This is a genomic window from Enterobacter cloacae complex sp. 2024EL-00214 (assembly GCF_043945575.1).
Taxonomy (GTDB): Bacteria; Pseudomonadota; Gammaproteobacteria; order Enterobacterales; family Enterobacteriaceae; genus Enterobacter; species Enterobacter cloacae_P.
In genome coordinates this window covers 192362-217500 of record NZ_JBIMRC010000001.1, presented here as the reverse complement: position 1 = coordinate 217500, position 25139 = coordinate 192362, and the positions used below count along the sequence as shown (strand labels likewise).

Annotated in this window: 22 protein-coding genes; all 22 read left to right on the top strand. The window is 54.6% G+C overall.

Features of this window, described 5'->3' with window-relative positions:
- The first annotated feature begins 2 nt into the window (after positions 1-2).
- The 22 genes from tssM to ACHHZ6_RS00890 all read left to right on the top strand — a co-directional run bounded on the left by tssM (position 3) and on the right by ACHHZ6_RS00890 (position 25087).
- The gene (tssM, locus tag ACHHZ6_RS00995) at positions 3-3623 is read left to right on the top strand and encodes a type VI secretion system membrane subunit TssM (RefSeq protein WP_395121583.1); all 3621 of its coding nucleotides are present in this window, start codon (positions 3-5) and stop codon (positions 3621-3623) included.
- 16 nt (positions 3624-3639) lie between these two features.
- Complete coding sequence (gene tagF, locus ACHHZ6_RS00990; protein ID WP_196390087.1) at positions 3640-4356, top strand: type VI secretion system-associated protein TagF; 717 nt, start codon at positions 3640-3642, stop codon at positions 4354-4356.
- Positions 4357-4367: 11 nt separating this feature from the next.
- Positions 4368-5381, top strand: coding sequence for a type VI secretion system protein TssA (tssA, locus tag ACHHZ6_RS00985; RefSeq protein ID WP_182271740.1), 1014 nt, complete (start codon positions 4368-4370; stop codon positions 5379-5381).
- Between the two features lie 75 nt (positions 5382-5456).
- The gene (gene tssB / locus ACHHZ6_RS00980; RefSeq protein ID WP_008502644.1) at positions 5457-5981 is read left to right on the top strand and encodes a type VI secretion system contractile sheath small subunit; all 525 of its coding nucleotides are present in this window, start codon (positions 5457-5459) and stop codon (positions 5979-5981) included.
- A gap of 3 nt (positions 5982-5984) precedes the next feature.
- Entirely contained in the window at positions 5985-7484 is a 1500-nt protein-coding gene (tssC, locus tag ACHHZ6_RS00975) for a type VI secretion system contractile sheath large subunit (RefSeq protein ID WP_182271739.1), read from the top strand.
- Positions 7485-7582: 98 nt separating this feature from the next.
- The gene (locus ACHHZ6_RS00970; protein ID WP_395121579.1) at positions 7583-8248 is read left to right on the top strand and encodes a hypothetical protein; all 666 of its coding nucleotides are present in this window, start codon (positions 7583-7585) and stop codon (positions 8246-8248) included.
- On the top strand, positions 8241-8453 hold the full coding sequence (locus tag ACHHZ6_RS00965) for a hypothetical protein (RefSeq protein WP_395121577.1): 213 nt from the start codon (positions 8241-8243) through the stop codon (positions 8451-8453). The genes ACHHZ6_RS00970 and ACHHZ6_RS00965 overlap by 8 nt, the downstream gene beginning before the upstream one ends.
- A gap of 474 nt (positions 8454-8927) precedes the next feature.
- Positions 8928-9410 carry a type VI secretion system tube protein Hcp gene (locus ACHHZ6_RS00960; protein WP_182919910.1) on the top strand — a complete coding sequence of 161 codons (483 nt, stop codon included), beginning with the start codon at positions 8928-8930 and terminating at the stop codon, positions 9408-9410.
- 56 nt (positions 9411-9466) lie between these two features.
- Positions 9467-9958: a type VI secretion system amidase effector protein Tae4 gene (locus tag ACHHZ6_RS00955; RefSeq protein ID WP_395121576.1), complete on the top strand. Its 492-nt coding sequence runs from the start codon at positions 9467-9469 to the stop codon at positions 9956-9958.
- Positions 9955-10308: a T6SS amidase immunity protein Tai4 family protein gene (locus tag ACHHZ6_RS00950; protein WP_182919912.1), complete on the top strand. Its 354-nt coding sequence runs from the start codon at positions 9955-9957 to the stop codon at positions 10306-10308. The genes ACHHZ6_RS00955 and ACHHZ6_RS00950 overlap by 4 nt, the downstream gene beginning before the upstream one ends.
- Before the next feature lie 86 nt (positions 10309-10394).
- Positions 10395-12149 (top strand): type VI secretion system-associated FHA domain protein TagH, encoded by a 1755-nt coding sequence (gene tagH, locus ACHHZ6_RS00945; RefSeq protein ID WP_395121573.1) that lies wholly within the window; start codon positions 10395-10397, stop codon positions 12147-12149.
- Entirely contained in the window at positions 12146-12943 is a 798-nt protein-coding gene (locus ACHHZ6_RS00940) for a PP2C family protein-serine/threonine phosphatase (RefSeq protein ID WP_395121572.1), read from the top strand. The genes tagH and ACHHZ6_RS00940 overlap by 4 nt, the downstream gene beginning before the upstream one ends.
- A gap of 16 nt (positions 12944-12959) precedes the next feature.
- Positions 12960-13946, top strand: a complete 987-nt coding sequence (locus ACHHZ6_RS00935; protein WP_395121570.1) for a hypothetical protein — start codon at positions 12960-12962, stop codon at positions 13944-13946.
- Between the two features lie 9 nt (positions 13947-13955).
- Positions 13956-14768 (top strand): type VI secretion system accessory protein TagJ, encoded by an 813-nt coding sequence (locus ACHHZ6_RS00930; protein ID WP_182919915.1) that lies wholly within the window; start codon positions 13956-13958, stop codon positions 14766-14768.
- Positions 14761-15324, top strand: a complete 564-nt coding sequence (gene tssE / locus ACHHZ6_RS00925) for a type VI secretion system baseplate subunit TssE (RefSeq protein ID WP_182271730.1) — start codon at positions 14761-14763, stop codon at positions 15322-15324. Before ACHHZ6_RS00930 ends, tssE begins: the two co-directional genes overlap by 8 nt.
- A 2-nt stretch (positions 15325-15326) precedes the next feature.
- Positions 15327-17198: a type VI secretion system baseplate subunit TssF gene (gene tssF, locus ACHHZ6_RS00920; RefSeq protein ID WP_182919916.1), complete on the top strand. Its 1872-nt coding sequence runs from the start codon at positions 15327-15329 to the stop codon at positions 17196-17198.
- Entirely contained in the window at positions 17195-18238 is a 1044-nt protein-coding gene (gene tssG, locus ACHHZ6_RS00915; protein WP_196390080.1) for a type VI secretion system baseplate subunit TssG, read from the top strand. Before tssF ends, tssG begins: the two co-directional genes overlap by 4 nt.
- Positions 18239-18272: 34 nt before the next feature.
- Positions 18273-20888 (top strand): type VI secretion system ATPase TssH, encoded by a 2616-nt coding sequence (gene tssH / locus ACHHZ6_RS00910; RefSeq protein WP_395121566.1) that lies wholly within the window; start codon positions 18273-18275, stop codon positions 20886-20888.
- A 24-nt stretch (positions 20889-20912) separates the two neighbouring features.
- A complete protein-coding gene (locus ACHHZ6_RS00905) occupies positions 20913-22349 on the top strand; it encodes a serine/threonine protein kinase (protein WP_395121563.1) in 1437 nt (478 codons plus the stop codon).
- A gap of 37 nt (positions 22350-22386) precedes the next feature.
- Positions 22387-23853 (top strand): phospholipase, encoded by a 1467-nt coding sequence (locus tag ACHHZ6_RS00900; RefSeq protein WP_395121561.1) that lies wholly within the window; start codon positions 22387-22389, stop codon positions 23851-23853.
- A 2-nt stretch (positions 23854-23855) separates the two neighbouring features.
- Complete coding sequence (locus ACHHZ6_RS00895) at positions 23856-24617, top strand: ankyrin repeat domain-containing protein (RefSeq protein ID WP_395121669.1); 762 nt, start codon at positions 23856-23858, stop codon at positions 24615-24617.
- Positions 24614-25087, top strand: coding sequence for a hypothetical protein (locus ACHHZ6_RS00890; protein WP_182271724.1), 474 nt, complete (start codon positions 24614-24616; stop codon positions 25085-25087). The genes ACHHZ6_RS00895 and ACHHZ6_RS00890 overlap by 4 nt, the downstream gene beginning before the upstream one ends.
- Positions 25088-25139 lie beyond the last annotated feature (52 nt).

Sequence of the window (25139 nt, the reverse complement as noted above, 5' to 3'; positions counted from 1 at the left end):
GAATGCTGACTACTCTTCTTTCCATTCTGACCAATCGCATTCTGTGGAGCTTCCTGGGCGTAACGGCGCTTGCGGCGGTGATCTGGATGATTGGTCCATTGCTGTCCATCGTAGACACCCGACCGCTCGAATCTGAACAGAACCGGGTTATCAGTATCGCGGTGGTCTATTTGATCTGGGCACAGAGCCATATTCTGCCGCGGCTGTATAACGCCTGGCTGAACCGTAAGCTGATGGACCGGCTGAATGAGAATACGGCCCACCAGGAAGCTGCAGATCCACAGAAGCGACTGAACAGCGAGGAGCAGATCCTCGCCGGACGTTTTGATGAAGCCGCTCAGATGCTGAAAAAAGCGCACTTCAGCAAAGCAGGGCATGGCGCACAGTGGACGCAGCGCTTCAGCACGCAGTATCTGTACCAGCTGCCCTGGTATGTGATCATTGGCGCGCCAGGCTCCGGTAAAACGACCGCACTGGCCAATTCCGGGCTGCAATTCCCGCTGGCAGACCGTTTTGGTAAAACCGCATTGCGGGGCATTGGCGGCACGCGTAACTGCGACTGGTGGTTTACTAACGAAGCTGTGCTGCTGGATACCGCAGGCCGCTACACCACACAGGAAAGCGAGCAGGTTCAGGACGCCGGTGAATGGCTTGAGTTCATTGGCTTGCTGCGTAAGTATCGCCGCCGCCAGCCGATCAACGGTGTCATTATCACCATCAGTATTTCCGATCTGTTGACCCAATCCGCAGAAGCTTCCCGCCAGCAGGCGGTGAATCTGCGTCAGCGTCTTTCTGAGCTGCACGAACAACTGGGGATCCGCTTCCCGGTGTACGTCATGGTGACCAAAGCTGACCTGCTTAAAGGCTTCCGCGCCTGGTTTGCTGATTACGACAAAGCGCAACGCGACCAGATCTGGGGCTTTACGCTGCCGTGGGAGCAGACCAAACACGCTGATTATGATCTGATGGGCAACTTCCAGCAGGAGTTTTCGCTGTTACAGCAACGTCTGGATGCAGGTCTGCCGGAAACCATGCTGAAAGAGCATGATGCCAAAACCCGTGCGGAAGCGTATCTCTTCCCCCAAGAGTTCGCCGCACTGCGTCCGCTGCTGGCGGACTACCTGAGCACGGTCTTCGCCCGTTCTAACTTTGAAACGGAGTTTTCGCCGCGCGGGATCTACTTCGCCAGCGGTACCCAGGAGGGCATGCCCTTCGACCGTGTGATGGGCGAACTGAATCGCGCCTTGTCGCTGCCTGAAGGTGGAGATAACGAGAACTGGGATTCAGTCAGTAAGGAGGCACCGATCCCGGGGGCGAAAGGTCAGAGCTTCTTTATCAAGGATCTGCTGCAAAACGTTATTTTCCAGGAAGCCGGGATCGCCGGCGAAAACCGCTGGTGGGAACTGCGGAACCGCGCCGTGATGTGGTCTGGCTATGCGGCGCTACTGGCACTGCTGGTGATCCTCGGCGGGCTGTGGCTGACCAGCTACACCAAAAATAAAGCCTATCTGGAAGAGGTTGATGCAAAAGTACCGCAGCTGGAGCAGCAGGGCAAAGCGTTACAAAATCAGCCTCAGCGCGATCTGTTTACCCTCCTGCCGTTGCTCAACAGTCTGGTGGATTTACCGAAAAGCACCGCCTTTGATGTTAACAACCCGTCCGTCTCTCGTCGTATGGGGCTGTACCGTGGGGATGACGTCAGCGATGCCTCGCAGTCGCTGTACCAGAAAGCGCTGGATCAAATGCTGTTGCCCGCCGTCGCGATGCACGTCACGACCTGGCTGCGTAACGATAACGGCAGCGATGTGGAATACAGCTACGAAGCGCTGAAAGCCTATCAGATGCTCTATCAGCCAAAGCACTACGACGGCAAATTCCTGCACTCGTGGGTGATGCTCAACCTGCAGCGAAACCTGCCGCAAAACGTCACCCAGTCGCAGCTTCAACAGCTGGCATGGCACCTGACGCAGTTGCTGGAACCGCAAATTCAGTCTTCACCTTATGCCCAGGACGACACACTGGTCACTCGTGAAAGAGCGCTCATCAACCAGCAACCGCTTTCCACCCGCGTGTATGGTCGCCTGAAGCGCCTGCTTGAGCATGATGAAAATCTGAAACCGGTATCGCTTTCTGACCTCGGCGGCCCGCAGAGTGAGCTGGTATTTTCACGCAAAAGCGGCAAACCGCTGAGCGAAGGCGTACCCGGGCTCTATACCCCGGACGGTTACTGGAAAAGCTTCAACGGCCAGATCGACAGTGTGACCTCCGCACTGCACGAAGATGATGTCTGGGTTCTGGGGAGTACCTCATCCCGGGAAGATAAACAGCAGATTGATAACGCCGTGCGTCAGCTCTACATGCGCGACTTTATCGCTAACTGGGATCGCTTCCTCGCTGACATTCAGCTCAACAACAGTGCCGATCTCTCGCAGCGCATCAATACCGCGCGCCTGCTCTCCGGCGCAAACTCGCCGCTGCGCCGCCTGGTGCAGAACCTGAGCCAGGTGCTGACGCTATCGCGTAATACGCCAGCACCAGCTGACGCCGGAAAAGCGGAAGAGCAGAGCAACCGTGCAACCCGCACGTTGCAGGCGCTGTTCAGCAACAATGACGCAGCACCAACGCAGGGGGCTGTGGTAACCCAGGTTCCTGAGCAACTGGTGACCGATCACTATGCGCCAATGATTGAGCTGGCACAGCCGCTGGAGAAGGGTGGCAAGACCATCGTATTTGATGATTTTCTCAAGCAGGTTGATGAGCTTTACCGCTATCTGACCGCCGTACAGGACGCCGCCAACAGCGGTATGCCTGCCCCGGGTGGTGAAGCAATTAGCCGCCTGCAGGCCAGCGCCGGCCGTCTGCCCGGTGGGCTACAAACCATGTTCAGCAACATGGCCGTCGGGGCCAGCAGTGATACCCAGCGCCGCGACCTGGAAAACGTTCGCAAGCGGATTAACGTTGAAGTGGGTGGTTTCTGCCGTCAGGCGATTGCTGGTCGTTATCCACTGGTGCGCAGCGCCAGTACCGAAGTCACACCTGACGATCTCGCACGGATGTTTGCGCCGGGCACCGGGCTGATGGATACCTTTTTCCGCGACAACCTGACCAACAAAGTCGATACCACTCAGGCGAACTGGCGCTTTATGCCTGGCATCGACGGTAAAACGCTGCCGGGAAGTGAAGGGCTGCTACGGCCGTTTCAGCAGGCGCAGTCTGTCCGGGATGCCTTTTTTGCCAACGGAGCCACCACGCCATCTTTCAAAGTGACGGTGCGCACCGTGCGGATGGATAACGCCATTCTGAACCTGACGCTGGACGTGGACGGGCAGTTGCTGCGCTATAGCCACGGCCCGCAGGCAGTACAGATTATGAACTGGCCGGGACCAGGCGGTACTAACCAGGTGCGTATGCAACTGGGACTGGCCAACGGCAGCACGGCAACACTGGTGACGAATGGATCCTGGGCGCTGAACCGCTTTTTCGATAAAGCGAGCACCAGCCCGGGCGCGGGGAGTCTGAGCCGTCAGGCCACCTTCAGCGTTGACGGACATCAGGTCACGCTGGAGTTTGCGCCAAACAGTATCCGCAACCCGTTCCAGCTTCCCCGTTTCTCATGCCCATAACCGCAAGGACAGCCGTATGACGAATACCCCTGCGATGAACCGTTATAGCTGGTATGGCAAATTACCCAGCGCCGGTGACTTTTTGCAGCGTCGCTTTCCTGACACCTTACAGCGTCAGTGGTCACACTGGTTTCAGGTTGGCCTGCTGGCCTGGCAACAGGAAGAGCAGCGCAGCGGCGAACGCCAGTTTAATAAAGCCCCGGTCTGGAATTTTGTCGTCCCGCCGATGCTGGGCAGCCAGATGATCCAGATGGGTTGTCTGTTACCCGGACGTGACAGCGTTGGCCGACAATACCCGGTGTGCATTCAACTGAGCTTCACCCCGGCCGAATGGTCGTCACGCCTGCTCGGCCAGGCCGAAAGCTGGTACCAGCAGATTGGCCGCGTGGGATTGCACGCGGTGCGCAACAGTTTCTCCGCCCCACAGCTTGATGACGTATTGATGACCATTCCGGCACCGCAGCCTGTAGAGCCGCAGATGCGCTCCGATATTCTGGACGTGATTGGTTATGAAGAGGACGGCCAGACCACGCTGGGATGGCCGCAGGCGGCAGAGTGCTTTGATCCGCTTCGCCAGACCAGCTTCTGGTGGACAAACCGCTGCGACGGATACCCCCTTTACACCCACGTTCACAGCGGAAACTTTACCGGACAGCTTTTTACGCTGCTGTTCGATCCGGCAGGCGGTGCCCGCCCGGGCCGTCACGGTCTTTATCCGCCGATGTTTGAATAAGCAGGGACTCCATGAATATTGATGAATTTCTCGCGCCGATCAGTGCCGAAAACCCCTGCGGCGAAAACCTGGAATACGACGCCGATTTTCAGGCGATGGGGCAAGCCAGCCTGGGCAAAGCTGAGCAACAGTTCGGTGACACCATTATTCCTGCGGAACCTGCTGACTGGAATACGGTAGAAAAACATGCCACCAGCCTGCTGGGCCGCACCAAAGATCTCCGCGTGATGCTGGCACTCACCCATGCCTGGACACGGCGTCGCGGGCTACCGGGTTACGCGGATGGGCTGTTGCTGGTACAGGAAGCGCTGTCGCGTTATTGGGAGCGACTTTATCCGCTACTGGAAGAGTATGGCGAAACCGATCCGTTCTACCGCATTAACGCGCTTGCGGGGCTGAGCGATAAATCTGACCTGACCCTTGCCGTGCGCAATGCCTCGTTGTTGCGTTCGAACGGCGATGAGATCTCGCTACGTGATGCGCAGGCACTGCTTGACGGCAGTAAAACCGAATGCCCGGATTATCCCGGTGGTCGCCCAAGGCTGATTGATGAGCTGGCTCGCGGCGACCAGCCCGGTACCGCAGCGGTCATTGTGATGAATGAACGGTTGCGGGCCATACGCGAGCTGCTCACCGGATATCTCGGTGAAAGTGGCGTACCGGAGATGGAACAGCTACTGAAAACAGTCGGGCTGGTTGCCAGCGCCTGTCAGGTGACGGATATCAGCAAGCTATTGCCGACCCGAGAGGCGCAGGCCGAACAAACTACAGCGTCTGTCACCGCCGTACCAGCCGTACAGCAAGCGACAGACTGGCGCAGCGTGCAGGTGACCAGCCGCGCCGATGCGCAGCTGATGCTGGAGAAAGCGAAGCAATATTTTGCGCAGTACGAACCAAGCCACCCCGCACCGCTGATGATTGAACGGGTGCAGCGGCTGTCTGAACTCAACTTTATGGACATTATTCGCGACCTCGCGCCAGACGGCGTTAACCAACTGGAAAACATCTTTGGACGCCGCGAATGACGCGTCCAGGCATTATGACGACAGGCATGGCGTCTGCCGTTTTACCTTCACCGCGCATCTTTGATGGAGAACATCATGGCAATGAGTAACAGTGGGCAGAAATTCATCGCACGTAACCGTGCTCCCCGCGTGCAAATCGAGTACGACGTAGAGATCTACGGTGCAGAACGTAAAATTCAGCTGCCGTTTGTGATGGGCGTTATGGCCGATCTGGTCGGTAAACCGGTGGAAAATCTGCCGGCCGTCGATGAGCGCAAATTCCTTGAAATCGACATTGATAACTTCGACGAACGCATGAAAGCGCTGAAACCGCGCGTGGCATTCCAGGTGGATAACACGCTGACCGGCGAAGGCAAACTCAACGTCGATCTGACCTTTGACAGCATGGACGACTTCCTGCCGGATGCGGTGGCTCGCAAGGTTGAGCCGTTGAACAAGCTGCTGGAAGCGCGCACTCAGCTTTCCAACCTGCTGACCTACATGGACGGTAAAAATGGGGCGGAAGAGCTGATTGCGAAAATTCTGCAGGATCCCACGCTGCTCAAATCCCTGAGCCAGTTGCCAAAAAATGACGAAAGCGCGAAAGGTAGCGAGGAATAATCGATGAGCAACCAGACTCAACAACATGAGCAGCAGGCGGACCTGGCGTTCAGCCAGGACGAATTCAGTGCGCTGCTGAATAAAGAGTTCCGCCCGAAAACCGATCAGGCGCGTTCCGCCGTGGAAAGCGCGGTAAAAACGCTGGCGCAACAGGCGCTGGAAAATACCGTCACTTTCTCCAACGATACCTACCGCACTATTCAAAATCTGATTGCCGGTATCGATGAGCAGCTGTCACAGCAGGTGAATCAGATTATTCATCACGATGAGTTTCAGACGCTGGAAAGTGCGTGGCGTGGCCTGAGCTATCTGGTGAATAACACGGAAACCGACGAGATGCTGAAGATCCGCTTTATGAGCATCTCTAAACAAGAGCTGGGCCGCACCCTGAAACGCTACAAGGGTGTGGGCTGGGACCAGAGCCCGATCTTCAAGAAAATCTACGAGCAGGAGTACGGTCAGTTCGGTGGTGAACCGTTTGGCTGCATCGTCGGCGACTACTACTTCGACCACAGCCCGCAGGACGTTGAGCTGCTGGGTGAAATGGCACGCATCGGCTCTGCGGCGCACTGTCCGTTCATTACCGGTACCGCGCCGGGCGTGATGCAGATGGAATCCTGGCAGGAGCTGGCGAACCCGCGCGACCTGACCAAAATCTTCCAGAACACCGAATATGCTGCCTGGCGTTCACTGCGTGAATCCGAAGATGCGCGCTATCTGGGTCTGGTGATGCCGCGCTTCCTCTCGCGTTTGCCGTACGGCATTCGTACCAACCCGGTCGACAGCTTTGACTTTGAAGAGCAGACCGACGGCGCGAACCACAACAGCTATTCCTGGGCGAACGCCGCTTATGCGATGGCGGCCAACATCAACCGCTCCTTCAAAGAGTACGGCTGGTGTACCTCCATTCGCGGTGTGGAGTCCGGCGGGGCGGTTGAAAACCTGCCGTGCCACACCTTCCCGAGCGATGACGGTGGCGTGGACATGAAATGTCCGACCGAAATTGCCATCAGCGACCGCCGCGAAGCCGAGCTGGCGAAAAACGGCTTTATGCCGCTGGTTCACCGTAAAAACTCTGACTTTGCCGCTTTCATCGGCGCGCAGTCTTTGCAAAAACCGGCCGAGTACCACGATCCGGATGCGACCGCCAATGCCCGTCTGGCATCACGCCTTCCGTATCTGTTCGCCTGCTGCCGTTTTGCCCACTACCTCAAGTGCATCGTGCGCGACAAAATCGGCTCCTTCCGCGAGCGTGAAGAGATGGAGCGCTGGCTGAACGACTGGGTAATGAACTACGTGGACGGTGACCCGGCCAACTCCTCCCAGGAGACCAAGTCCCGTAAACCGCTGGCGGCTGCGGAAGTGCAGGTGCAGGAAATTGAAGACAACCCGGGCTACTACGCCGCGAAGTTCTTCCTGCGTCCGCACTACCAGCTGGAAGGTCTGACCGTCTCCCTGCGCCTGGTTTCTAAACTGCCATCGCTGAAGACGAAAGACGCATGATGATTACTGCCGGCCCGTAGGGCCGGCAAAGTAGTGTGTATGTCGCAAATTCATTAAAAGTATCCATCGACATTCATTAACCTCAGGGAGATCCTAAATTGGGAGCGAGTTCGCCAAAAGAAATTGCCGATGGTATGTTGAAAATGTTCAACACGCGCAAACAAAGTGGTCCTGAAATATTCGCCCGGAGCGCGGTCGGTGGTTTTATGTCAATCCCGGAAGACCTGTGGATGCTGACGAAAGACTTCCTGGATTCAGATCACCGGTGGCGAAATGAAACCGATAAAATTAGGCTATTGTCACTTATCAAAAAAGGGCTTACGTCAGAAGATGTTCGGCGGTTAATAAATACAGTCATTAAACGTTATCTGTCTGGATTATCTGAAGAGCAATCTAAGTCGCTCCTCCTGAAAATAGGTGGGGCGCAAGTAGGTGGTATAGCTTTTAAAATGGTTTTCGTAAACGAGTTAATTACGTTATTCGTTTCAAAAATTGTACCGCGTTTTCTTGTTTCTGCTGGGTTTACAGGGGTATTAAGTGTGGGGGCTTCAATTTCGCGCTCAGTCTATACTTCATATGATCTGTTAGAGTTAAACAAAGATATTTACAACGAGTTGCGTGGCGCGGGTGATTTAGATTTATTATATTTCCTTGTAGAAGATAGTGTTAAACCATTTATTGAGGCTGTAAATTTCCAGCAGAGCCATGGCGCTATAGACGAAGATATTTTTAATCGATTTTTAACAGGAGTTACTCGTGTCTGAAAAGATCGTCAGGTATTTCTTTGTCTATCTCATGCTTATAGTATCGTTTATGCTTTTCTTTGCGACGCTTGGCTATTATGTTTTTGTGTTTGATTGGGATGTAAGTTTTTTTGAGATAACGATAAATGCAGCTTTGTTGGTGTTGATTATAGCTGCATCTATCGCTATTTATTATTTTGCTGAGAAAGTTAAATCAAGGATTTAACTTTCTCCAGAATTTTAGCGAGAGATAAAATGCCAGAAGAACGACAATTAGAAAAAGTGTTTTTCCAAAAAGGAAACCAGCGGACGCGGTAGTAATTGTCTCTAGTGACAACACATGCCATGCCGACTGGAAAAGATCTACGGTAGTGAAAAATGCGATAATCAGAAATACGATTGCAAGTATTAGTAATAGTATTTTCTTCATTTTATTGCCTTAGATGAATGAAAGATGATTGAAATTATTCTAGATGATGCAATCAATGATTGTCTAGCGCTTAGTTACAGTGATGAGTAACTAACCATAATTTAGGACGGTTGTAATTACAGCCATTCTGAACAGTCTGTACGAGTATGATTTCGTCAGACTAGAGGCAGAGGTAAAATATGGACGGTTTTATTCAGCCCCATGCTTTCCTGTTTGCCATATAAGGGCTTTTTCGAAAGCAATATTGTTCATTCACGAAGAGTAGATATTATGGCTATTGATATGTTTCTGAAGGTCGAGGGTGTTACGGGCGAATCTAAAGATTCTAACCACACCGGCTGGACTGATATTACCTCCTTCTCCTGGGGCGCGTCCCAGCCAGGTAATATGAGTGTCGGTGGTGGTGGCGGTGCCGGTAAAGTTAACTTTAACGACCTGCACATTAACGCACTGATCGACAAATCTACCACAGCAATTCTGAAGCACTGCGCGAGCGGTAAACACCTGACCAAAGTTGAACTGTCAGTTTGTAAAGCAGGCGGCCAGCAGGTTGAATATACCCGCATCACGCTGGAAGATGTTCTGGTGACCTCCGTCCAGTATACCGGTGCAGACAACGGCGATACCGTTGGTGTGACCTATGCATTCCAGGCTGCGAAAGTGAAACAGCAGTACTGGGAGCAGACGACTGCCGGTGGTAAAGGTGCTGAAAGCAGCGCTGGCTGGAATATCAAAGAGAACAAAGAAGCATAATAGTAGTGGGCCCGAAAGGGCTCACTTTATTGAGTCTCTTATCAAGGAGAAACAAGATGTCTCATATGCGTCCTGCTTTTGGTGCCGCCTGGAACCGATTCAGAGAAGTGAACGTTAACGTAGAACAGGTTGGCAAGTTACTGGGTGGAAAAGTTCAGCATAATATTGATGCCGGTATTTTTAAAAATGCCTGCCCCATTCGTATGAGCTACGTTTTAAATTATTGCGGCATTCCTGTTCCTTCTAATAGTAAATATGCGACAGTGACCGGAAACGACAAAAAGCGATATATGTTCCGTGTCAAAGATATGATTGCATTTCTACCCACGGTACTGGGCAATGCAGATATGTCAGTTTCTTCTCCTTCTCCAGCACAATTTACGGGAAAGCAAGGCATTATCATCTTTACCGGACATGGCTGGAGTGATGCAACCGGGCATGTAACACTCTGGAATGGAAATATTTGCTCTGATGATTGCCATTTCCTTGGTTCTCCGGGTAATGGTTCGTTTATTCCTACCAACGCAACATTCTGGAGCCTGAAATGAAACGTTTATTACTGCTCGTATTAGCTTTAAATGCCTCTGTTGTTTATGCCCAAACACTGCCTGATGTCAGTGCATTTTCTCAGCAACAAATTTTTGAAAACTGGGTGCAAAATCGATGCGTCGGTAAGATTGCGGACAGTAAAAGCCTGAAAGATGATGCAGAGGCCAGCGCCGCCGCATGGCTCGAAGCAAGTAATCTGCCAGCAGAGAATTTTGAAAAAGCTGACAAGGTGATTGTTTCCTTACTTAAAGAGAAGGTAGGCGGAACCGAACCGGGTAATTATCAGGTATTAAAGTGCAGCTTAATCGCTAATAGCGATGCAATTCGTTCGCTCAAAAACCCAAAATAGAAAAAATGGTAGCGTCCCCAAACGCCGCCGTTCTCGCCCCGAGAGCGGCAGCGTTTGAGCGCTAATCATACCAGCAGGAATACGCCATGCGATTCACGATTATTTCTACGAAACCCGGTCATCAGCCGCCACAGAGTAGCTGCGATTTCTATGCCCCGGGGGGCACTATTGGTCGCGGTACGGATAACAATCTGGTGCTGCCGGACAACGACCGTACCATCTCGCGTCTGCAGGCCATTATCCACGTTGACGCACAGGGCGAATGCCGCGTCACCAACCGTGGCAGCGTCACCCGCGTGGTATTGAACGATATTCCGCTGGAGCGAGGGCGTCAGGTTGAGCTGCAGGATGGGGATATTCTCGGTATTGATGACTACCGCCTCGAAGTGACCGACCTTATCCACGACACTCAGCCAGTCAGCCGCATGGCGGCCAGTATGCAACAGCAGGCCCGTCCGACAGTGGCACCTGCGTCCGCTGTAGAACCGAGGACGGTGAACGCGCCACCTCGCGCGAAAAGTGAACCTACCGCGGTGCCGACGGAAATCTGGGACAGCCTGATGCAGGAGTTTTCCATCTCCGACAGCATCTCCAGCAACCGGACGAAGCCGCAGCCTGCGACATCACACGATCCGTTCTCTCAGCCTGCCGCGCCGGAACGTAATGCCGAAGATCCGCTGGCGCTCTTTAACGATAGCGACCTGAAGCTTGAACGTAAGAATGTCGATCCTGATGCGTTGTTTAACGACGAAGCCTTGTTCAGGAATGAAAGCATTTTTGACGACGTTACCCCCTCAACGCTGGTGCCGCCAGATGAGGATACGCCCTCCCTGCCAAAAGAAGAGGCGACGGATGAACTCGATCCGCTGGCCCTGTTTGGTGGTTCGGCCAGCGCACCAGCGGCACGCAGTGATGACCCGCTTGGTCTGATGGGCGGTGCGCCATTAACTCATCCGGATGAAATTATTGCCGATCAACCGGTAGCAGAGCAGGAAGAACAGGTGCCTGCAGAATCTGCCCTGTTTGCACCTGAACCTCAGGAAACTCCGCATGCTGTAGATGAAGAACCCGTGCGTCCGGATTACGCCGGGTTCACCCTGCCAACGCCGCAGGCCGTTGTACGCAGCAATGCGCAAACCCCGAAAGGCCGTCTGCGTATCGACCCGGTAAAAAATGCAGCGTCCCCATCGGCGACCGCACATAGTGGAGATAAGGGGGAGGTGCTTCAGGGTGAACTGCTGGAAGCATTGCTTGAAGGTATGGGGCTGAGCGAAATGCAGCCTGTGCCGCAGTTTAACCGTGAAAATATGCGCCAGCTCGGCCAGATTCTGGGCATGTTCTCTCAGGGCACCGTGGCGCTGCTCTCTTCGCGTTCCATTCTCAAACGCGGTGTAAAAGCCGATATGACGATGGTGCTCGATGATGCGAACAACCCGTTCAAGTTGTTGCCAACCGGTAAAACGGTATTGATTCAGATGTTCGGTACCCCGATGCCGGGCTTTATGCCACCCACAAAATCCGTACGTGATGCGCTTATCGATCTGCAGGCGCACCAGCTGGGGATGATCTCCGGCATTCGCGCCATTATTGCCGCAATGCTGCAATCCTTTAACCCGGAACAACTCGAAGAGCAGGCGAAGCAAAATGGCATGACATCGCGTCTGGCGCTGCCGGGCAGCCGAAAGGCCGCGCTGTGGGACTATTTTGTGCGCAGCTACGGTGAGACGGCAGGTGAGATTGAGGACGACTTCCATACCCTGTTTGGTGAAGCTTTCCTTCATGCCTATGACATGGAGGTTAATCAGTACAAAGACTCACAGAGCGGATCGGAAGAAAAATGAATATCGCAACGGCTTCTCTCTCCCGCCAGGGGACGCGCGCCAGCAACCAGGATCAGACGGGAGAAACCATAGGGGAACGTTCGGCCTGCTTTGTCGTCTGTGACGGCATCGCTGGCCTGCCGGGTGGCGAGGTGGCTGCTGAGCTGGCCCGCAACAGCATTATTTCCCGATTCGATGGTGACAAACACCTCAATGCGCAGCATATCCGCGATTATGTGCAAACGGCGAATCGCACGATCCTTAATGAACAACAGGTCGTCCAGGAACATCACCGGATGGGCACCACGCTGGTCAGCCTGTTCATCGACAGGGATTACGGTCTGGCCTATTGGGCGCATGCCGGGGATAGCCGCCTGTACCTGTTTCGCCGAGGCTGGCTGTGGCACGTGACCACCGACCACAGTCTGGTTCAACAGATGAAAGATGCCGGGCACCAGACTGAAAACCTGAACAGTAACCTGCTGTATCTGGCGCTGGGTATTGAGAACGGGGGGCCGGAAGCGAGCTACAGTGACGTGGTTCAGGTCGAAGACGGCGATGCTTTTTTACTCTGCACCGACGGATTCTGGCATGGCGTCAGCGAAGAGCAGATGAAGCAGTCACTGCACATGGTCAATACGCCGCAAGAGTGGCTGACGTTAATGAACCAAATCATTCAAAAGAATGGCGAACAGGAGGGGAATGCTCAGGATAACTATACCGCCGTGGCGGTGTGGATGGGCAGCCCTCAGGACACCACTTTGCTGCATACGCTCTCTGACGCGGCACAATTTCTTCCCTGCGGAACTGATTAGACACACAAGGACTGATATGAAACTTTGGCTATCGGGTTTGGCACTTCTGGCGGTGGCGTCCACCGCTCAGGCTGAAAATTTCCGCATTGTGCAGTCACCTGCGCAGAAGCTGGATATCTGGATCGACGGTATTAAAGACAACACGCCACAGAGCTGGTGTAAGTCTGAGGTTACGCTGCGTATCGTGGCGAACGGCAACAAAAACGTGTCTGTGCTCGAAAATTTTGTGCCACGTCTTGGCTCACTGCTGGAACACCAGTGCAGCAAGCTGAATAAACTCAGCTGGACGCTCAACGATCCCACTGGCGTGACGCTTGCACAGGGTACCGCCGGTAAAGCGCAGGACTGGGCGCTGGTGGTGAAACAGCAGCAGGCTACGGCAGCCAACACCGCCACCAGCACTGCACTATTACCGCCTGAGCAAAACCCTGAATCACACACGGTGGCAGCAGACCGTACACCGTGGCAGGAGTTTACCCTTCTGGATGGTTGCCATCTGCGCACCTTCTGGGAGGGCGGTTCTTCTGAACCTGCGATATTTATTCCGGACTCTGACACCACCCGCTGTGGAAATGGCAGTTGGCTGAGCGGTCACACGGTTATCTCGCAATCCCGCAGTGGGGCGCAGAAAGAGATGGCGGTGACGTACATTCACGGTTTCCCGGTGATGGGATTAAATAAAAGTGCCGATCCGGAAAATGCGCTGATCACCACTGTCAATAAAGAACGCATGGTGTTCAGCACCAGGAATAGCGATCAGAGCTGGATGATCCTGCCTTACGACAGCACCCTGAATGGCTGGAAAAGTAACGGTACGGTGGCGGTAGAAATCTCTCGTGAGACGGCCAGCGACGACGCAAAACTGCAGGCGCGCATTGCCGCGGTGAAACAGGTCTGGAGTGCCTGGGTTGCTCCCGGTACCCCTCTTAATATTGTCCTGATTGACACGCTTCGCCCTCAACTGCGCGAGCCGGCAGTGGGCACCTGGCGCGCGGCAAATTAAGGAATGGCTATGAACACGCTCTATCAACACCTGGCCGGTGAGTCGCTCAGTGACGCACTGCAGCGCATTGAAGCCGGGATCAAAGCCCGACCGGCGGACGCCGATCTCCGCGCCGCGTTTGTGCAGTTTTTAACACTCAGCGGTAACTGGACGCGGGCTCTGACCCAGCTGAAAAGCTGGCTGGCACTTAAACCCCAGGCAAAACCGACCGTGACGCTGCTGGAACAGTCCATTGAGGGCGAGCTGCAGCGTGCCCGGGTTTTCGCAGGGCAGGCTCGTCCGTCCATGCCGGAGGCGCAGTGGCCGTGGTTAACCCTGCTTGCCGATGCGCTCATGGAGAGCGGAGAGCGCGCTCAGGCGTTGCGTCTGGCTGCGCTGGAGCAGGCATCAGCGAATGCCGGCCAGCGGGTGTTCGAAAACGAAGAGACGCAGGCATTTGAGTGGCTGATGGACGGTGATGCCCGTCTGGGACCGGTGTGTGAAACCCTCGTCAATGGCCGTTATTTCTGGCTGCCGTTTAGCGCTATCGAAGCGATCCATTTCCAGGCTCCTGCCAGTGTGACCGACCTGGTCTGGCGTCATTCGCTGGTACGTCTGACTGACGGTACGGAGCAGGTCTGTCAGATCCCTGCACGCTATCCCTTTGCTGATGATGCTTCAGACGCCGTCAGGCTTGGGCGCACCACAGAGTGGTTACCGCTCGACAGCGAAGGCACGCTTTACGAAGGCATGGGGCAGAAGGCCTGGCTCAGCGAGCAAAGCGAAAGCCCGCTGCTGTCGCTGAGTCTCGTGACGTTTGCAACGGATGGAGCACATGAGTAATCCCGCTGGCGAAGGCGACCTGCTACGCAGTGGCTGGCAAGCCCGCAACAGACAGGAAAAAGTGGGGGCGCGCGACAAAATGCAGCCTTCACTGCTGGATCGCCTCACCGATAACGACCCGGAAAAAAAACGTGAGGCGGCCAACAGCAATCTGATTACCCACGCGGCGCTGCGCCGCAGCGTGCTGCGGGATTTACAGTGGCTGTTTAACACCATTAACCATGACGCGTCCTGTGACCTGGGTGCGTTGCCGCAGGTGAAACGCTCTGTGGTGAATTTTGGCGTTGCCCCGCTGGCGGGGAAGAGAATGTCAGATATCGAATGGCACGACCTTCAGCGCAAACTCACCGAGGCCATCATTAATTTCGAACCCCGTATTTTGCCCCAGGGGCTGCAGGTTCGCTGCGTGTCTGATACCTCCTCGCTGGATCTGCATAACGTTCTGTCCATCGAGATAAAAGGGCGTTTGTGGTGTGTACCGTACCCGCTGGAGTTTCTGTTTCGCACGGATGTTGATCTGGAAAACGGTCATTTTGAACTCAAAGATGCGGGGTAATCATGGAAAGTAAACTGCTCGAATATTACAACCGTGAGCTGGCCTATCTGCGCGAGATGGGGGCCGAGTTTGCCGAACGTTACCCCAAAGTTGCCGGGCGGTTGGGGATGCGTGGCATCGACGTGGCGGATCCGTACATCGAGCGACTGATGGAGGGGTTTGCCTTCCTCACCTCCCGCGTGCAGATGAAAATGGACGCGGAGTTTCCGCGCTTCTCCCAGCGGATGCTGGAGATGATCGCGCCTAACTACCTTGCACCGACACCCTCAATGGCGATTGCTGAAATCCAGCCCGACAGTAGCCGGGGCGATCTGAGCAATGGCTTCATTGTGCCGCGCGGTACCATGATGGACAGCCTGGCGCTGAAAAAAACCGGCGTGACCTGCAGCTATACCACGGCGCACGAAGTTAACCTACTCCCGCTGAAAATTGAAAAGGTCGAACTGGGCGGTGTACCTGCCGATCTGCCGCTGGCGCAGCTCGGTCTGAGCCAGCGGGGTATCAACAGCGCTTTGCGGATCCGTATCGCCTGCGATGGCCCGCAAAACCTCGGGCACCTTGATTTTGACCGTCTGGAGTTTTTCCTCAGCGGCCCGGACATTGAGGCACTGAAACTGCTGGAACTGGTGATGGAGCACCACGTGGGCATTGTCTGCCAGACCGTGAGCGGACAACCACAACGTCAGATGCTGGCGTCTGATTCGCTGCGTCAGGAGGGCTTTGCGCCGAACCAGGCGCTGCTTCCGGACGACCTGCGCAACTTTGACGGCTACCGTCTGCTCCAGGAGTATTTTGCCTTTCCGGCACGTTTTCGTTTCATCAGCCTGAGCGGTCTGGGCAAGCTCATCCAGCGCTGTGAAAGCGAAAAAGCATTCGATATGTTCATTCTTCTGGATAAGACCGATGAACAGCTGGAGCGTGTTGTGGATGCCAGCCATCTGGCGCTGCACTGTACCCCGGTGATCAACCTGTTCCCGAAGGTTGCGGCGCGCCAGAAGCTGAATGAAGGCCAGCATGAATACCACCTGGTGGTGGATAATATTCGCCCCCTGGATTATGAAATTTACGCGGTCAACAACATCTATGCCAGTGCCGATGGTCAGCGCGACGACCAGACGTTTCGTCCGTTCTGGAGCTCCTGGAGCGGGGATGCGGGCAACTACGGTGCCTATTTTTCACTGCGCCGCGAACAGCGCGTACTTTCGGAGCATGCGCTGAGATATGGCACGCGCACTGGCTATATCGGTTCGGAAGTTTTTGTCTCGCTGGTGGATGAGCAACATGCGCCGTGGCAGGACAACCTGCGCTACATTTCCGCTGACGTGCTGTGTACCAGCCGCGACTTGCCCCTGATGCTGCAGCAGGAGCTTGGGCAATTCATCATGGCCGACTCGATGCCAGTGAAATCCCTGACTCTGCGTAAAGGTCCGACGCCACCGCGTCCGGCACTGGCCGAAGGATTCAGCACCTGGCGGCTCATTAGCCAGCTGCAGATGAACTATCTCAGCCTGATGGACAGCGAAAATGAAGAGGGGGCTGCGGCGCTGCGTCAGCTGTTAGGACTGTATGCCAGCCTGGCAGAAACGCCCGTTGCACGTCAGGTCGATGGCGTTCGCCACTGCGTGCTGGAGCCGGTTCACCGACGCGTCCCCGAGCCTGGCCCGGTCGTATTTGCCCGTGGAATTGGCATTACCCTGACGGTGGATGAGCGTGCATTTTCCGGTGCCAGCCCCTGGCTTTTCGGTAGCGTGCTGGAACGTCTGTTTGCTCGCCTGGTGTCGATCAACAGCTTTACGGAGTTTACCCTGAACAGCCAGCAGCGCGGCGAGATTGGCTACTGGGCACCGAGAATGGGTAAAAGGGCACTGATATGAGCGATGTTGCCACCGCGCCACTGCGCGTGCATCGTCTGACGCCACTGCCGGATATGTTCTGGCGTGGCGTTCGCGAGACGCCGTGGCGCTACGATCTGTTTCAGCTGTTAAGACGTATCGATGCTCTGGGCGGAGAGCGCTACCCGCTGGGGCGTGCGCCGTTGCCCAGATTTGAACCGTTGCGTATCGGCCAGCAGCCGTCGATGAGTTTTGCTCCCTCGACGGTTACGCAGGTCCGTCAGCGTGAAGAGAACGGGCTGCACGAGGTGTCGATTCTGAGCTTCGGCCTGTTTGGCCCTAACGGCCCGCTGCCGGTACACATGACTGAGTACGCCCGCGAGCGTATTCATCATCATCAGGACAACAGCCTGAGCGCGTTTGCTGACCTGTTCCATCACCGCCTGACCTTGCTGTTTTACCGCGCCTGGGCGGATGCGCAGCCCGCTGTCTCGCTTGACCGTGCTGATAACAAACGCTTCGAAGGCTATCTGGCATCGCTGATCGGCATGGGGCAACCGGGCCAGATGGATAAAGGCAGCCTGAGCGCACACGCACGCTTTACTCATGCCGGGCACCTGACCCGCCACGGACGCGATCCTGAAGGGCTGGAGAAGATCCTGCGTGATTACTTTAAAGCCCCCGTGACGCTGGTCGCGAATGTACCGCAGTGGATGCCGTTGACGCGGCGTGAGCAGGCACAGCTGGGTGAAGGCCGCCGCCTGCCGCGTATGGGGGAGTCCGCCTTTCTCGGCGTTGCGGTACGCGACGTGCAACATAAATTTCGGATCGAGATTGGCCCGCTGAGCGCAGAAGAGTACAACCGTTTTCTGCCGGGAGAAGCCTGGGTCACCGAGCTACGCGACTGGGTACGCCAGTACGCCGGTCTGGAATTTGAATGGGAAACGCGCGTGATATTGCGCGCTGACGCGGTGCAGGGGGCCGCGCTCGGCAACGGTGGCCGACTGGGGTACAACACCTGGCTGGGGATCCAGCCTCAACCAGTGCCACGTGGCGATCTGGTTTATCGCGCAGAGCGATAATTTTTCTAACGCATTGTTATCAACGGAACCGAACATGTCAGAAATAAGCCGTGCCGTGCTTTTCGGCAAACTGGATACGCTGTTATTTACCTCTCTGGAAAGCGCCACTGCATTCTGTAAGCTGCGGGGCAACCCGTATGTTGAGCTGGTGCACTGGCTGCACCAGCTGATGCAGCAGCAGGATGGCGATCTGCAGCAGGTGATACGCCACTTTGCTCTCGATGAACAGCAACTGACGCGGGATATCGTTGCGGCGCTGGATGCGCTGCCGCGGGGAGCCAGTTCAGTCTCTGATCTTTCCGAACATATCGACAGCGCCGTGGAGCGCGCCTGGGTCTATGGTTCCCTGAAGTTTGGCGTCAGCCGCATTCGCGGTGGGCATTTGCTGATCGGTATTCTCAAAACCTGGAATCTGGCCAACGTACTGAAAAGCATCTCCGCGCAGTTCACCCGTCTGAACGTTGAGGTGCTGATTGAGCAGTTTGAGACGATTTGTGCCAACAGCAAAGAGACGCAGCAGGCTGCCGCTGCCGTCGATGCACCTGCAGGAACGGTACCGGCCGCGCAGGGGACGCTGGCCCAGTATGGTCAGGATCTGACGGCTCGCGCCCGTGAAGGTAAGATCGACCCGGTTGTCGGACGTGATGAAGAGATCCGCCAGATGGTCGATATTCTGATGCGCCGCCGCCAGAACAACCCATTGCTGACCGGGGAAGCCGGGGTAGGGAAAACGGCGGTGGTGGAAGGGCTGGCGCTGCGTATCGTCGAAGGTGATGTACCTGAGCCGCTCCAGAATATTCAGCTGTGGTTACTGGATATTGGCATGTTGCAGGCTGGTGCGGGGATGAAAGGCGAGTTTGAAGCCCGTCTCCAGGCCTTAATCAATGAAGTGCAATCCAGCGCCACGCCGATCATTCTGTTTATTGATGAAATCCACACCCTGATCGGTGCGGGTGGCCAGCAGGGAACCGGCGACGCCGCTAACCTGCTGAAGCCTGCCCTGGCGCGCGGACAGCTGCGCACCATTGGTGCCACGACCTGGGCCGAATACAAAAAGTACATTGAAAAAGATCCGGCGCTGACCCGCCGCTTCCAGACGGTGCAGGTGCATGAGCCGGACGAGGTCAAAGCCGTTCTGATGCTGCGCAGTACCGTGTCGCCGCTGGAGACACACCATCAGGTATTACTGCTCGATGAAGCGGTTAGCGCTGCGGTGAAGCTTTCGCATCGCTACATTCCGGCACGTCAGTTGCCGGATAAAGCCGTTGCCCTGCTGGATACCGCCTGCGCCCGTGTGGCAGTCAGCCAGAGCGCGCCACCCGCACAGCTGGAAGATTGCCTGCGTCACCTTGCCGCCCTTGATGTTGAAATCGAGATTGCCGGACGCGAAGCGCGCGTGGGGGCAGGTGAGCCACAGCGCGTGGCCGCGTTAACCGCTGAGCGCAGCGCGTATGAAGCGACGCGCGATGCCCTGGCCCGACGCTGGGAAGAGGAACGTAGCCTGGTCGGCGAAATCATCCGTCTGCGCGCCGCGCTGTTTGACGCGGGTGACGATGACACAACCGAACTGCGCAGCCAGCTTGCCGGGCTGCAGCAAGCGCTGAATACCGTTCAGGGCGACGAACCGCTGCTGTTCGCGGCGGTAGATGAAAATGTGGTGGCCGCCGTTGTTTCTGACTGGACGGGTATTCCGCTGGGGCGGATGGTGAAAAACGAGATCGACGCGGTGCTGAACCTGGCCGATACGCTGAATCAGCGGGTTATCGGGCAGCGCCATGGCCTGGATCTGATTGCCCGTCGGGTGAAAACCTCGCGGGCGAAGCTTGACGATCCCAACAAGCCGGTTGGTGTGTTTATGCTGTGCGGACCGTCTGGCGTCGGGAAAACAGAAACCGCGCTGGCGCTGGCGGAGTCACTTTACGGCGGCGAGCAGAACGTCATCACCATCAACATGAGTGAATTCCAGGAAGCGCATACCGTCTCCACCTTAAAAGGTGCGCCTCCGGGATACGTAGGTTATGGTGAAGGTGGCGTGTTAACCGAGGCCGTGCGCCGCCGTCCTTACAGCGTGGTGCTGCTGGACGAAATTGAAAAAGCGCACCCTGATGTACATGAAATTTTCTTCCAGGTTTTCGACAAGGGCTGGATGGAGGATGGCGAAGGACGTCACATTGATTTCCGCAACACCATTATTATTCTGACCTCCAACGTCGGCACCGAGCTTATCAGCGCCATGTGTGCCGATCCGGCGCTGGTCCCCGAGCCGGACGCGCTGAGCGGTGCACTGCGTCAGCCGCTGCTTCAGGTGTTCCCGCCTGCGCTGCTGGGGCGTTTGCTGGTGGTGCCGTATTATCCGCTGAGTGACGAGATGCTGGGGCAGATTGTTCGCCTGCAGCTCAAACGCATTCAGCGTCGCCTGGAAGAGAATCACAACATTATTTCGGAGTTTGACGACAGCGTGGTGGAACAGATTGTTCAGCGCTGCACCGAGGTGGAATCAGGTGGTCGTATGGTGGATGCGATCCTGACGAACACCCTGCTGCCTCAGATGAGCCAGATTTTACTTACCGCCAGCCGCAGTGACGAGCAGTACCGACGTCTGCATATCACCTGCGAGCAGGGCGAGTTTCACTGTCAGTTTGCCGCGTAATAATCATCAAGAGAACTGTAAAAGATGACGGATAATGATAACAATCGGACTGTCCCAAACGCGCTCCCGGTCGGGTATCGCTTCAATGAGTTTGAAATCAAAGAGGTGATTGGCGGCGGTGGATTTGGCATCGTCTACCGCGCCTGGGATCACCAGCTCGAACGCACGATCGCTATCAAAGAGTTTATGCCTTCTTCGCTTGCCGTGCGTGGCGATGATATGACGCTGGTGTTGCGCAGCGAGCGCTTCGGCAAAGCATTTTCCGCTGGCCTGAACAGCTTCATTCAGGAGGCGCGTCTGCTGGCGCGTTTCAACCATCCGAACCTGTTGCACGTGCTGCGTTTCTGGGTGCAAAACGATACGGCTTACATGGGCACGCTGTTCTACAGCGGCACCACGCTTTCACGTCTGCGCGAAGAGAAGCCGGAATTGATTAACGAGACGTGGATCCGTCGCATGCTGCCAATGCTGTTTGGCGCGATTAAGACGATCCACGACGAAGGCTATCTGCACCGCGATATCTCTCTGGATAACATTCAAATCCAGGACAACGGCCTGCCGGTGCTACTTGATTTTGGCTCGGCGCGTCGCACCATCGGTAATCTCTCAGACGAGACAGAGACCATGCTGCGCCCGGGCTTTGCCCCCATCGAGCAATACACCGACGACAACGAAAGCGAGCAGGGACCGTGGACGGACATTTACGCCCTCGGTGCCGTGTTGCGTACTCTGATTGTGGGCTCTCCGCCACCGGTCAGCGTGGTACGCTCGATTCAGGACACCTGTAAACCGCTGGTGGAACTGATGCCGCAGGGGTATTCCATCCCGTTGTTGCAGGCCATCGACCGTGCGCTGGCGCTGCATATGGAAGACCGACCACAGTCTATTGATGAGTTCGCTGCCCTGATTGAGATGCCTGTTGCAGGCATTGACGATGTGTTGACGGCCAAAAAGCCGGGCACGATGCTGGTGCCGGTGGAAGACGAGGTACCTGCTTCAGCGCTGGACTGGCGACGCTACAAAATCCCGGCGATGATTGCCGCAGGCGTGCTGGTTGGGGTTGTGACGGGGGCAGTATTGTTTGGCGGTGGCGGGCACGATGTGCCAGACCAGACGGCGCAGACACCTGCAGAGACTCGCCCGGCTGAAGCTGCCGTGCAAACGCCGGAAACGAAATCGCAAGTCGCTCAGGCGAGCGAGCAGGCTACACCGTCTGCCACGGTGGAACAAAGCCCTCCGCCGGTTGAAGCAAGCCCGATAGCGCTGGTTTATATCCGTATGCTCGACGGCGAGACGCTGAAGGTGAATGATGAGCCAAAAGCGCTGCGTCCGGCAACCAATGGCTACGCGTCGCTTAAGCTGCCAGCGGGCGAGTTTAAAATTGAGCTGGAGGGAAGCGGCAAGGCGCGTACCCAGACTCTGGATATTGCGAAGCCGGGAACCTGGCTGGTGAACCCGTAAATAAGGCGAACAGGGACTGGTAACAAGGACGGAGCGAATGTACAACATCAAATTTGTCTATCTGTTTAGCGAGAATGTCTCGCCAGCGTTATTTGCGAAGATCATGCGCCCGTCCGTTGCCGAGCAGTGGGTTATGTCGGTACCGGACAATTCACTACGCTCGCTGTTCACGCGCTACGATTTACTTCATTCCATTACCGGCGCGAATCCTTATCAGTCAGGGCGCGATACGCGCAAGTTGATTGTGCAGGATCTCGATATGGGCAGGATCGTTGCGATTGACGAGAGTTTTCGCAACTGGTCATCGGTAACGGAAATCTTTTATATCAATACAAAAGGGCGGTTGCAGGCCGCCTCGCTCACCGGACTGGGCTGGTACCCGGTAAGCACTATTGTCGATCGTTACGAAACGATGGTGCGAACCTATGGTTCCCGTCCTGCACCAACGGAGTTGCCAGCACAGGTGGTGAAATCCAAAGCGGCGCAGGTACCCGACCAGCCGACGCCGGGAAAAGAGGGCAAAACCTATGCCTCTCAGCTTCAGAATATGACCAAAGCCGAACGCTGGCAGGCACGTAAAGATTTGATTGCGAAGGGCAGTAATAGCCTCTACCCGGATGCGCAGATCGCGGCTAAACGATTAGCGGTGAATAATATTGCGGTGGAGAAGGCAAAGCTTGCTGAAAATGTTTATAAGACCGTAAACCCGCTGGAAACGACGCCGGGCGTGCCGGAGGGGTGGAAGGATATTAGTAATGATGCGGGGGCGCTGAAGAAGTTTGGCCTGGAAAAAGAGATGCTTTTTGATCGCGCCGATGCGCCTGATTTCCTGGCTCGCGTTTATCAGCCTGACCCAAATGTGTTTGGAAGTGATATTAATCCAACGTTAGTGTTTAGAGGTTCAAGAGAACCGGGAATTCCTTCTTTAAGTGAATATGCTTCCGCGATTTGGAATAAAACTGATTTACCTTCTGTTAAAAATGGAGCTGACTGGGCGAATAACTTTATGCAGGCTGTAGGTGGTGATTCCCCCTATTATCGAAACGCCGTAGGTTTGGGGAAAAAATTGTCCATGACAACGCAAAATATCGATGTGGCTGGGCACTCACTGGGAGGGGGGCTCGCATCTGCAACATCTATGGCCAGCGGTAAAGCAGGATGGACTTTTAATGCCGCTGGGTTAAACAGCAGTACCGTAGCAAAATATGGTGGGACCATACTTGGAAGCGCGGATAACATTCAGGCTTATCGGGTTGAGGGTGAACTGCTCACCAAAGTTCAGGAAGTAAATCTTTGGGAAGATTATAAAACTGTGAAAGGATACACCCCGGCGTTACTTCTTAAAGAAGAAATATCGGCTTTAAGCCCTAATGCCGCGGGGATAGCGCATGATCTTCCTGGCGGTACTGGAAACGAACTTGATCGCCATGGTATCAACCAGGCAATTGATTGTATTGAGAAGCAAAAGAATGAGGATATTTCAATCATCGGGGGCCGCTTGTGAAAATGCTATTAGCAGTAGCGCTATGTGTACCATTCTTGATTCTGGGATGTAAGCAAAATATGGAATTAAATCCGAAAGATTATTTTTCCGGGCAGCAACTTGTGCTGGCGGAGGTAATTGCAAAAGGCGATGAACAGTCAGTCCAAAAACTTGTAACACATACGGATCTTAATAAACCCGGTAAACATGAAATGACGCTACTCTTTTGGGCGTTAGGCAATGCCATGAATGAAAAGAAAACTGCGGAACAGCTAAATATTGTAACCACCCTGGTTAAGGCAGGAGCCGATCCACTTCAACCTCGTTCTAACGGTAAATATAGTCCTGCTGAATTTGTGCTGAACGCCGATAGTGGCGTATGGATTAAAGCCCTTCTTGATGGAGGGCTATCTCCAGATGCAAAAGATAAAACATTTGATAAGCCAATTATTTTTCAGTCGATAAAAGCCAAAAACACTGAAACATTAAAAGTGATGCTCGATTATGGCGCAAACGTAAATACAGTTAACTCGCTGGGTAGCACATTATTATTCGAAGCGTTTGACTATCATTCATATGATCATGTCTTTCTTCTGTTAGAACGCGGGGCCAACCCGGAGATTAGGGCCGATAATGGCTGGACGATGGTGAATCAATTAAAAAGGATGTTAAATTCACCTGGGAAAAGTAGCGATGAGTATGAGTTGTTAACAAAAATAAAAAATGCAGTAATTAAACATGGCGGGAAGTGGCCACCAGAGGCGGTCAAAAGAGGGATTGAATGAATATAACCGCGAAAAATAAAATATTCTATTTCTGGGGCGTCATGGATGTCATTGGTATTGTATTTTATTTAATTGGCCCATACCACTTGCTTCAGTCATGGTGGGATTCTACTGGCGGGAATTTTGGTGTCATCATCTTTATGCTGATAGCAGGAGGGGTAAACGGTTTATTGACGGGGCTTTTTTACCTCGTTTACCTTCTGTGGCCGGTTTCATTATGCTTTTCTGCCTGGTTTTTTTTCACAACGCACCGATATGCCGTCCGGTTTGCTCTGGCGCAGGAAGTACTGCGCCTGCTCACCATGAGTTGTTCGGTGACCTTGTTCCCGATGATTATAGTCGGTCTGGGAATTAGTGTTATCCCTCTCAATATCACGCTGTTCGTTTTTTCTGAAATAGTAAAAATTGGTTCGCTCATATTTGTAATGAAAAAATATTCTGCCGCGAATATCAAGTCTGACTCAGAATAGTTATTATCATCGTACGTTTATTGCCGTAATTATCTACATCGCATAAGCCATA